The 10,064-nt window shown below is 47.0% G+C and carries 9 protein-coding genes and 1 other RNA gene; 2 read left to right on the top strand and 8 right to left on the bottom strand.

Features of this window, described 5'->3' with window-relative positions:
• Positions 1-192: 192 nt before the first annotated feature.
• Complete coding sequence (locus TOI97_RS12845; protein ID WP_321554533.1) at positions 193-1,596, top strand: mechanosensitive ion channel family protein; 1,404 nt, start codon at positions 193-195, stop codon at positions 1,594-1,596.
• A gap of 49 nt (positions 1,597-1,645) precedes the next feature.
• On the opposite strand, the gene recR is transcribed toward TOI97_RS12845, so the two are convergent.
• From recR to TOI97_RS12815, 6 genes are all read right to left on the bottom strand, one after another.
• Positions 1,646-2,245 (bottom strand): recombination mediator RecR, encoded by a 600-nt coding sequence (recR, locus tag TOI97_RS12840; protein WP_321554532.1) that lies wholly within the window; start codon positions 2,243-2,245, stop codon positions 1,646-1,648.
• 108 nt (positions 2,246-2,353) lie between these two features.
• Complete coding sequence (locus TOI97_RS12835; RefSeq protein ID WP_321554531.1) at positions 2,354-2,677, bottom strand: YbaB/EbfC family nucleoid-associated protein; 324 nt, start codon at positions 2,675-2,677, stop codon at positions 2,354-2,356.
• A gap of 20 nt (positions 2,678-2,697) precedes the next feature.
• A complete protein-coding gene (gene dnaX / locus TOI97_RS12830; protein WP_321554530.1) occupies positions 2,698-4,731 on the bottom strand; it encodes a DNA polymerase III subunit gamma/tau in 2,034 nt (677 codons plus the stop codon).
• 136 nt (positions 4,732-4,867) lie between these two features.
• Positions 4,868-4,964: signal recognition particle sRNA small type (gene ffs, locus TOI97_RS12825), an RNA gene on the bottom strand.
• 257 nt (positions 4,965-5,221) lie between these two features.
• Complete coding sequence (locus tag TOI97_RS12820; protein WP_321554529.1) at positions 5,222-5,590, bottom strand: hypothetical protein; 369 nt, start codon at positions 5,588-5,590, stop codon at positions 5,222-5,224.
• A gap of 9 nt (positions 5,591-5,599) precedes the next feature.
• Complete coding sequence (locus tag TOI97_RS12815; RefSeq protein ID WP_321554528.1) at positions 5,600-6,943, bottom strand: sulfite oxidase; 1,344 nt, start codon at positions 6,941-6,943, stop codon at positions 5,600-5,602.
• 632 nt (positions 6,944-7,575) lie between these two features.
• Between TOI97_RS12815 and TOI97_RS12810 the strand changes: the two genes are divergently transcribed.
• Complete coding sequence (locus TOI97_RS12810; RefSeq protein ID WP_321554527.1) at positions 7,576-8,313, top strand: TrmH family RNA methyltransferase; 738 nt, start codon at positions 7,576-7,578, stop codon at positions 8,311-8,313.
• 60 nt (positions 8,314-8,373) lie between these two features.
• Here the strand turns inward: TOI97_RS12810 and TOI97_RS12805 are convergent, their stop codons facing one another.
• Positions 8,374-9,672, bottom strand: a complete 1,299-nt coding sequence (locus TOI97_RS12805; RefSeq protein WP_321554526.1) for an NAD(P)/FAD-dependent oxidoreductase — start codon at positions 9,670-9,672, stop codon at positions 8,374-8,376.
• Positions 9,673-9,964: 292 nt separating this feature from the next.
• Positions 9,965-10,057 carry an IS3 family transposase gene (locus TOI97_RS12800; protein ID WP_407651303.1) on the bottom strand — a complete coding sequence of 31 codons (93 nt, stop codon included), beginning with the start codon at positions 10,055-10,057 and terminating at the stop codon, positions 9,965-9,967.
• Between the last annotated feature and the right edge of the window lie 7 nt (positions 10,058-10,064).

Raw genomic sequence — 10,064 nt, 5'->3', positions numbered from 1 at the left:
GCGTTCGGTTATTTGTTTGATGGCCTCAGCTTTGAATTCAGGTGTAAAACGTGGTTTTGCCATGATGCTCTCCTAAAGGTTTATTCTAACTTAAGGAGTGTCTAGTGTTTTAGGGGAAGTCCAGTATGTATAAAACCGCAGTATCGGTGATGAGGCAGATTGGACAATCACCGCTCACAGGAGCAAATACGAATGTCAGGAAGCCAACGATGCGAAATTGAGTTACCTAAGGTGCTGCTACGGATGCTGCACACCGCAGGATTCGTCATACTACTGATCACCTGTACGACGCCTACTTTGGCGCAAGATGTCACTCCAGCTACGCCGCAGCAGTCCGTGACTGTGGTTCCCGAAGCAAGCGATGCAAAAATTGCAAGCCGCTTGCAACGCATCCTGAAATCAACCGGATGGTTCGATGTAGCGCACGTCTCAGTGCATGACGGAATAGTATTTCTCGACGGCACGACTGGTACACAGGAACATCGGGCCTGGGCCGGAACTCTCGCCGAAAACATGCAAGGTACAGTCGCCGTCGTCAACCGGATCGAGGCCAGTGCCGATGTTAGCTCTACCTTTGTGCGCGCAGGTGAAGAATTCACAAGTTTCTACCGGCGGGTACTCAGGGCCTGGCCACTGGTAGCGCTCGCCGGCCTCGTCATCTTGGCATCATGGCTGACCGCCAGACTTATAGCACTAGCGGTTCGGCTAATATTTGCAAGCCGCATCGAATCACCGCTGCTGCTGTCGGTTGTAGCGCGGGCATTTGCAGTGCCAGTCATCCTACTGGGTATCTATTTCGTACTGCAATTTTCAGGGTTGACGCGACTGGCCCTCACTGTGCTTGGCGGCACCGGGCTGATCGGCGTTATCATCGGCTTCGGACTGCGCGACATTACCGAGAACTTTCTGGCAAGCATCCTGCTAAGCATGCGCAACCCCTTCCACAGCGGTGACCTGATCGATGTCGGCGGGCACACAGGTGTGGTGCAGAACCTGAATTTCCGTAGCACTGTTCTGCTCACGCTTGACGGCAATCAGGTGCAAATCCCCAACTCTACCGTTTATAAGAGCATCATCAAGAATTACAGCAGCATTCCGAGCCGCCGCGCCGAGTTCACGGTCGGTATCGGTTATGATTCCTCGGCTGCCAAGACGCAGACCCTCATCGCAAAGGTGTTGCAGGAGCACCCTGCCGTCCTCGATACACCAGAGCCGCTCGTTCTAGTGGAGGAATTAGGCCCAGCAACCGTGGATTTGCGCGTCTATTACTGGTTCGACAGCAACACTTACTCGCCTAACAAAATCAATTCGGCCTTGTTGCGCCAGACCAAGAACGCACTCATTAAAGCCGGTATCGAGCTTCCTGATTCCGCGCGCGAAGTAATTTTCCCCAAGGGCGTTCCCATTATTCAGACGTCGAACGCCACACAAGTTAAACATGAATCGAAAAACGACGCTGGGCAGGCGCCCGCCACAGACGAGAATAGCAATACGACGCCCAGTGAAGGCAACTTGTCAAATGAAACAGTAGAGATGCGAGAACAACAATCCAAAGGCAATCTACCGGAAACCCAGGAAAACCTGCTCACGAAATAGCGTACACGGTCAGCACGTTTCTTGTGCTCTGGAGGCACTGGATTTATGCTTAAAACACTATAGGTCTACGCCCAGCAAAAGCATGACTTAAAGTGCCTCCATCGACCATCTCTAGCTCTCCACCCAACGGCATACCATGAGCTAAGCGTGAAATAGATAGATCTTTGTCAGCTAAAACCTGAGCAATGTAATGCGCCGTAGCTTCTCCCTCTACCGTAGGGTTAGTGGCTAAAATCACTTCGGTGAAATTACCTTTGTTAATACGAGTAATAAGCTCAGGAATCCCAATGTGTTCTGGCCCTAAACCATCCAGTGGTGACAAGTGACCTTTCAAAACAAAGTACTGACCACGATAACCAGTTTGCTCTACAGCAAAAACATCCACTGGCCCCTGCACGACACACAGCAAAGCTTCATCACGCCGAACATCACTGCATATATGACACACTTCCTCCTCACTCAAGCTGCGACAAGAGTGACAATACCCCACTCCCTCCATTGCAGCAGTTAATGCCTGAGCTAAGCGCTGACCACCACTGCGATCTCGTTCAAGTAATTGCAACGCCATGCGTTGGGCTGTTTTTTGCCCTACTCCCGGCAATACACGAAAAGCATCAATCAATTGACGAATTAAGGGACTAAATGACATAACGTTTCAGCTTAATATTAAGAGAATTAAACGAGGAGGTACTCTACAGAAGCTGTAGAAAGAAGGTAAGCAGGACACCCAAGAGCGCCCTGCTTACGGAGGTAATGCTTAAAACGGCATTTTAAAACCAGGAGGCAATTGCAGTCCCTCTGTCATACCGGCCATACCTTCTTGACTATTTTTCTCAACTTTACGTACTGCATCATTCACTGCTGCCGCAATTAAGTCTTCAAGAATTTCTTTATCTTCTTGCAATAAACTATCATCGATATTAACACGACGCACATCGTGACGACCTGTCATTACAATGCTGACCAAACCAGCTCCAGACTCTCCGGTAACCTCCGCGTTAGCTAGTTCTTCTTGCATTTTTTGCATTTTTTCTTGCATTTGTTGCGCCTGTTTCATCAGGCCAGCCATACCACCTTTCATTTAAGTATCCTTATACGTATCTAGTCTAGGGGTTCAATGCTATTAGCGCTAATCGTCGCGCCAAAAGTATCCATCAACTGTAACACCACCGGATCAGCATGAATTGCAGCCTCAGCTTCATGCTGACGCTTTGCTTGTTGACGAATCAACGCTAAAGCTGGGGTTTCTTGCTCCGGCTCTTGTAACTCAATATGTAGTTCAATTTCTACGCCTAACACAGTATTGATTGCATCATTAATGCGTTTTTGTTGAGTTTTATTAAATAAAGCACTGTGATTAGGATCTAAATGTAAAAGCCAAGAGTCTGATTTTTTCTCAACTAATACAGTATTAGCTGCAATATTTTGGGCCATGCCAGCTAAATTCAACTGTAAAAATACATTTTGCCACTCTGCTGCTAACCCCGAGGCTGGAGGAATATGCTGTTTTAAATCAACAGTGCCATTTGCCCCTTGCAATAACTCTACCTCATCATCACTGAATCTGGGTAGCTCTGCATAGTTTTCAAACTGTGCAGCGTCAAGGTGTGCGTCATCATCTAAATCAGCAGAAAAAGCTTGAGCATAATCAGCATCAGAATAAGGTACCTCATCTGTCTGGAAAACATCATCGCTGACCACTGGTATCCGAGAAAAATCGGACTCTGCTGCCGAAGGCTGCAAGTCCGATCTGGACGCACTAAGCTCAGCTGATCGAGCTCCAGTACCCTCTATACTTGGTGGTACATCTTCCCAGGGCGCATGTATCTCTTCTATGGACTTAAGAGCTGAAACAGACTTAGCACCAACCTCTGGCTGAACAACTACAGCAGATCCCTCGCCTACATGCCCTGTCTGCGTTACCGCTGCAACCTCCTGCTCCGCAGCTGGCTTAGAGATTGCTGATGGGACGGGAGTCGGCACCACAGTTGTGTTTTTTTCCGCTAACTGCTCCTGAATCAATGTTGTGCTCGGTGGCGCACCGGGTAAATCAGCCGGTCGAAAAGCCAACATGCGCAACAATATCATTTCAAAACCATCGCGCGGATCCGGTGCTAAAGGCAAATCACGACGACCAATCAACCCTAACTGATAATAAAACTGAATGTCTTCTGGGGGCACTTGAGCAGCTAACTCTAGTACTTGTTCACGGTCACCCTGACCATTATCAATGGCATCGGGCATCAGTTGAGCGATAGCAATGCGGTGCAAAGCGTTCAAAATTTCTGCGAGCACGCCAGCCCAGTCTGGGCCGTGTTCAGCCAAATGTGCTGTAGCCGCTAAGGCAGCACGAGCATCCCCCGCTAACAGCGCTTTTAGTACACCATAGATCTGACCTTGATCAAGTGTCCCTAGCATTGCTCGGACATCTTCCACCATGACACTGCCATCACCAAAAGACACAGCCTGATCAGTAAGGCTCATAGCATCACGCATGGAGCCGTCCGCAGCACGACCAAGCAACCACAACGCGCCATCCTCAAATGGTATGTTTTCGCTATTGAGCACATTTTTCAAATGTCCCACAATCGGTTCAGGCGCAATGTTTTTTAGAGAAAACTGTAAGCAGCGAGATAGAACCGTTGCTGGCAGCTTTTGCGGGTCGGTGGTTGCCAGAATGAACTTAACATATGGAGGTGGCTCCTCCAGCGTCTTCAATAAGGCATTAAAGGAGCTGGTCGACAACATATGTACTTCGTCAATCAGGTAAACCTTATAACGGCCGCGAGTTGGCATATACTGCACGTTATCCAACATTTCGCGGGTGTCTTCCACCTTGGTTTTACTGGCAGCGTCGACCTCAATCAGATCAACAAAACGCCCCTCATCAATCTCAGTACACACTGAACAAACACCACAAGGTGTCGAACTGATGCCTTGCTCACAGTTCAAGCACTTGGCCATAATCCGTGCAATGGTGGTTTTTCCCACACCGCGAGTTCCCGTGAACAAATAAGCATGGTGCAAACGTTGATGATCAAGAGCATTGATCAAGGCTTTTAAAACGTGAGCTTGCCCAACCATTTCACGAAACGAACGTGGACGCCATTTGCGGGCTAAAACCTGATAACTCATAGCAACCAAATACCTGTAAGAAAACAGACACTCATGCTAACGGAGCGCAGCATAAATTGCATCCGCAATACGCTCTAGGAGTGGGCTTTTTTGAGTAATATGAGGATATAACTGCTTAGATAAGTAAGGTGGCAACCTCCGCCAGCCACACCCCGGCACACAATGTCACCGCTACGGCTGCTCCCTTCCAGGCCTGACCGGGTTCACGGATAATCGTTGCGAGGGGACCGACGGGGTCGCCATAAAACGCACACCAAAGATATGGTGCGCTGCTATTGTACTCATTTAAAGAAAAGATACAAGGGAAAGCTGTCCGCCCTCCCATACAGCGCTGAGATGCTATTGAAGCTTTTAATTTGAAACAATATTCTAGCCCATATCAGATTTTAATGCTGTTAGTAACATCCTGTATAAGCTTGACCCACGCCACAATGCGCCTCATCAGAGAGCCTTACACCCTCCGAAAAGGCAACCTCAAGGCCAAACAGACTTAAGACTGTTTAGCTCGATATGGATTTACCGGCAGTTCATCTATACGCAAAGCCGGACGACGAGCATCTTGTTTAGGCCCATAGTTTTCAGTCAAATAATTCAAAATAGTATTTTCTGTGAGAGGATCAAATTGCCAAAGCCCCTGACCATCTTGCATCCACCGAATTAAAGATAGCCAATGTTCACGACTACCACTGTTTTGTGTAACTAAGGTTGCTGAATGACAAGCAACGCAATTGTTACGAACACTCTCCCAACCTGGTGCGATAATAAAACCTGTGCTCGGATCAACCTCGGCGGCTAGCACTGAGCTCGCCGACATTCCCAAGCCAAACGCCAACACGGTTACAGCAATAGGACGTAGCATAATCACCTCCTAAACAATTTGTACCGCAATGCGGTGACAAGCATTGTTTAAATAACCTTTAGGGTTCCAACCGGCAACCACCATTGGCTGGGATTTTCCTTCATTATCTACTGCCCTAGCCCACACTTCATAATAACCTTTTTCAGGAAAAGTCAGTTCACTAGTCCAATGCTGCCATGCCAAGCGATTAACAGGTGCTCGCAACTGCGCTTTTTGCCAGGTCACACCAAAATCGATCGACACATACATTTCACTAACTTCTAAATCACCCGCCCAAGCATGCCCACGTACAGTTAAAGGTTTACTAAACTGATGACTGATACCTGTTTTCGGAAATGTAATCAGTGACTTCACTGGCATCGAACCGATGATTTCCATATCTTCATTGGGTACTTTAGTGCCTGGCGCCACAGGGTATTTCGGTACACTATAAGCAGGAGGCGCCATTTTATTACCATCATGGATTTTGTTTCGTATTACAATTTTATTCAGCCATTTACCGGAAGTGGACGCCGGCCAACCACCGCACACTAGACGCAACGGATAGCCATTTAAGTACGGGATATCTTCATCATTCATCGCCCAAGCGATCAGTGTCTCATCTTCTAACGCTTTGGACATGGGCACACCACGAGAAATTGCTTGCTTACTTGGGTCACGACTGAGATGCACATCTGCTGCATAATAGCCAATATAGACAGCATCATCTTTAATGCCACAGGCCTCAAGCACATCACGCAAACGTACCCCCGTAAAGGTAGGACATGCTACCGCTCCAGTACTCCACTGATTACCACTGGCTGCTGGTGTGAATTCGCTACGGCCATTACCACCACATTCAAGTGTTAGCTGATAGGTATAATGCTTAAATCGCGACTTGAGTTCAGCCAAAGTAAAAGTAGTCGGTGTCACACACGACTCACCCGCAATCTCCAATGTCCAAGTCTCTGAGTCTAAATCCTTGAGCTCTGGCGGCAAACCATTGTTACGCACAAACATATGTTTAGCCGGAGTGACTTCATCATCCAACAAATGCGGTGGTGTCTCTGCATTAATGGGCCGATCATTCAACACTTTCAACCCTTCTTTACCTTCCAAAATGAAGGGTTCATCCGACTGTGCATAAGCTGCAGGAATCAAGCCAGCAGGCATGTTTTTTGCGAAAGGAATACTAGCACCCACTGCGGTCACCATTGCCAGTAAACCACTTCTTTTCAAAAACCCTCTTCGTGTATCTTGATCCGTTTCGCGATTCCAGACAATCTCATCAGCTTTTATTGGGTTCTCTGCGTACAGTTCATGCAACCCTTTACTGTACTGATCTAAGGTTTTTTTATCATTTTTATGTTCCATACTGATCTCCCATTGCACTTTATTTTTATTGTTATGTTTCTTTGTGACTATAACCAATGTTGAACGGCTTGCAACCCATTTATAGCACCTGAAAGTCTATTTATGACTCATCAGTATTGCACGCAACGCTACATACTGTTTCACCATCCAAACAAGAACTGCTCGATTTATCTATGCGGGCGATCAACTTAAGTCCCTTCTCATCCTTTGCATGCCTAGACTCACAGCGAAATATTGCAGAAAACTGTTATATATCTCAGAAAGCCTCAGAGCAAAACCACGGTTCAGCAAATCCTAATCATCATTTAACTCCCGACACACCAACTTCTTACATACTCGACTTACCGGCACAACTTTGCCAATACAGTACAAGGCTCAGCTCAGCAGCTCCCACTTACTGACTGTTGAGACCAACACAGCCCAATAAACTAAGCCTAAGATATGAATAAATGCTAAAATCCATATCTGCTCAAATGCTCCTATCACTGTATCCTCCGGCGCCAAGCAGCCACCCATGTAGGTTTTATTGAGCCAACCTCATTCGACTCACACCCTAGACATGAGGTCGCACTAGCATTAACAGCGCTCACCAGCGCAGCTTTTACTCGCATTCCTTCGTAGGACAGATCAATTTGATTACTTCCACGCAAAACAGCCAAGTCAAAAATTGGATTAAACTACACAGCAAAAAACACCGTGTACGCACACAGTCGTTTCTGATTGAAGGTTTTCATTTACTGGAAGATGCCCTGAATAGCGGTTGGCAGTTAGAAAGCATCATCGCGCAGAATGGCATTGAGCTGCCAAACTGGCTTGCAGGACAAACGCCTATCCTTGTAGATCGCCAAGTTTTCGCTGCCATAAGCCAAACCGAAGCCCCGCAAGGCATTGCAGCTGTAGTGAACATGCCTCCCCCCAAAACCATCAGTGGTAATTACTTGTTACTGATCGATCAAGTTCAAGACCCAGGCAATCTTGGCACTATGATCCGCACCGCCGATGCTGCTGGCTTTTCTCAAGTTGTGCTCGGCAAAGGCACTGTCGATTTATACAACGACAAAGTGATACGCGCCTCACAAGGCTCGATCTTTCACATCCCTGTACTTGAAGCCGATTTATCTGAGTTACTCCCTCAGTTAAAAAAACAGCACTACAGCGTACTCGCTAGCGCCTTAGAGGACTCTATCCCGTACAATACACTAGGTCCACTCGATAAAATCGCGTTAATTATGGGCAATGAGGGTGCAGGTATTTCATCAGAAGTATTAAAGTTAGCCGACCATCGCATTAAAATCCCTATCTATGGGCAGGCTGAATCGCTTAATGTCAGTATTGCTGCAGGTATTTTGATGTATCAGCTACGCAATTAATCGCATGAGCCTCACGCCTTTCGCCTACACTCCGCTTCACAGTGGGTACCCCTGTCCACTCTAGTGCAGTTTCATGCGTGGATGGGTGCGGCGCCCAATACGGTCACTGAGCATAATCAAACCGGTGCGAAACACACCATACAGAGCCACTTGGTGCATACGATATAAAGACACGTAAAACATCCGTGCCATCCACCCCTCAACACTTACCGTACGTATTAAACCACCCATAATATTACCCACAGCGCTGTATTGCGACAACGATACCAAAGAGCCGTAATCTCGATATTTATAGCTAGGCAAAGCTTGACCTCGTAGCTTTAGCGCTAAAGACCGCGCTAAAAAACTAGCCTGCTGATGCGCTGATTGCGCTCGAGGAGGTACATTTTTATCACTTCCGATAAATAAAGGACAAGCAGCACAGTCCCCGATAGCAAACACATTGTCATCTAAAGTCGTTTGCAAAGTAGGGCGAACCACTAATTGATTAATACGATTACTTTCTAAACCATCCATCTGTGATAAAAAATCGGGCCCACGAATCCCAGCAGCCCAAACCTTTAAAGTTGCAGGAACAACCCCCCCATCTTGGGTTCGCATTCCTTCTGCAGTAACTTCCTCTACGGCAGCTGACAGTTTAATCTCCACACCCAACTTCAAAAGCTGTTGGTGCACTTGGCTTGCAATTTTATCCGACAATGCAGGTAATACTCGCGGCCCAGCCTCAAGAATAGTAATATTCATGTTATCTGGCTTTATATTATCTAAACCATAGAGAAACAACTGCTGCGAAGCTCGACGTAATTCAGCTGCCAACTCCACACCTGTAGCACCCGCCCCCACAATGGCAATATTGACTTGATGATCGTTATTCCCTCTTGCGTGAGCTGTTAAATACTCCCCCAGCAAACGCTTGTGAAAGCTCAGTGCATGTTGCGGGCTGTCAAGGAAAATACAGTGCTCCGCTGCACCACAGGTACCAAAATCATTGGTTAAACTCCCCACAGCAATCACCAAGGTGTCATAACTCAAGTAACGTGCCGGTACTAGCTCTTGCCCTTGCTCATCCAGGGTTGCACTGAGCTCAATGGTTTGATTCTCTCGGTTGATACCGCAAAGGCGCCCAATTTGAAATTCAAAACCATTCCACTTAGCTTGCGCCACATAATTCAACTCATTATCGGTACTGTTCAGTGAGCCCGTTGCAACCTCATGCAGTAATGGCTTCCAGATATGTGTCAAATGAGCATCTACCAAAGTGATTTTTGCCTGTTTGCGCTTCCCTAGAGTGCGCCCTAGGCGTGTTGCCAACTCTAGCCCTCCGGCTCCGCCGCCCACTACAACGATGTTATGTAACATACCTCTTGACCTATATCTTAAATAAATTCTAGCTCCACTATACGATGAAAAAAGATGACCACGAAGTATTCTTTATACTCTGTACCAAAGCACTAAAAACAACACTTAAGTTGATATTTGTAATGAAAAAACAATAACGGCCGATATCTGCACAATTTCAACATCAATGCCAAGCTGCGACACACCCACTAAACTGCCTGGTGCTGCAACCCAGAACTAAACCACTGTCTGCTCATGCATGAGCAATTCAGTCCTACCTAGGTCAGTGGAGTGAACCCCTTTTCTTGGACTCTTAAGCCACGCTTTTACTTAGGTACTGAGCTCTGTATTGAGCAGGGCTCATCTTTAAATTAAGCATGATTCGTTCGTTGTTATAGTAGCTAATGTAATCT

This window comes from Denitrificimonas halotolerans (assembly GCF_034259425.1).
Classification (GTDB): domain Bacteria; phylum Pseudomonadota; class Gammaproteobacteria; order Pseudomonadales; family Pseudomonadaceae; genus Denitrificimonas; species Denitrificimonas halotolerans.
This window is presented reverse-complemented; position numbering and strand designations above follow the sequence as displayed.

Bases quoted from the DNA above. Each gene is read 5' to 3' on its own strand.
- TOI97_RS12845 (WP_321554533.1), top strand. From the start codon at position 193: ATGTCAGGAAGCCAACGATGCGAAATTGAGTTACCTAAGGTGCTGCTA.
- recR (WP_321554532.1), bottom strand. From the start codon at position 2,245: ATGTCATTTAGTCCCTTAATTCGTCAATTGATTGATGCTTTTCGTGTA.
- TOI97_RS12835 (WP_321554531.1), bottom strand. From the start codon at position 2,677: ATGAAAGGTGGTATGGCTGGCCTGATGAAACAGGCGCAACAAATGCAA.
- dnaX (WP_321554530.1), bottom strand. From the start codon at position 4,731: ATGAGTTATCAGGTTTTAGCCCGCAAATGGCGTCCACGTTCGTTTCGT.
- TOI97_RS12820 (WP_321554529.1), bottom strand. From the start codon at position 5,590: ATGCTACGTCCTATTGCTGTAACCGTGTTGGCGTTTGGCTTGGGAATG.
- TOI97_RS12815 (WP_321554528.1), bottom strand. From the start codon at position 6,943: ATGGAACATAAAAATGATAAAAAAACCTTAGATCAGTACAGTAAAGGG.
- TOI97_RS12805 (WP_321554526.1), bottom strand. From the start codon at position 9,672: ATGTTACATAACATCGTTGTAGTGGGCGGCGGAGCCGGAGGGCTAGAG.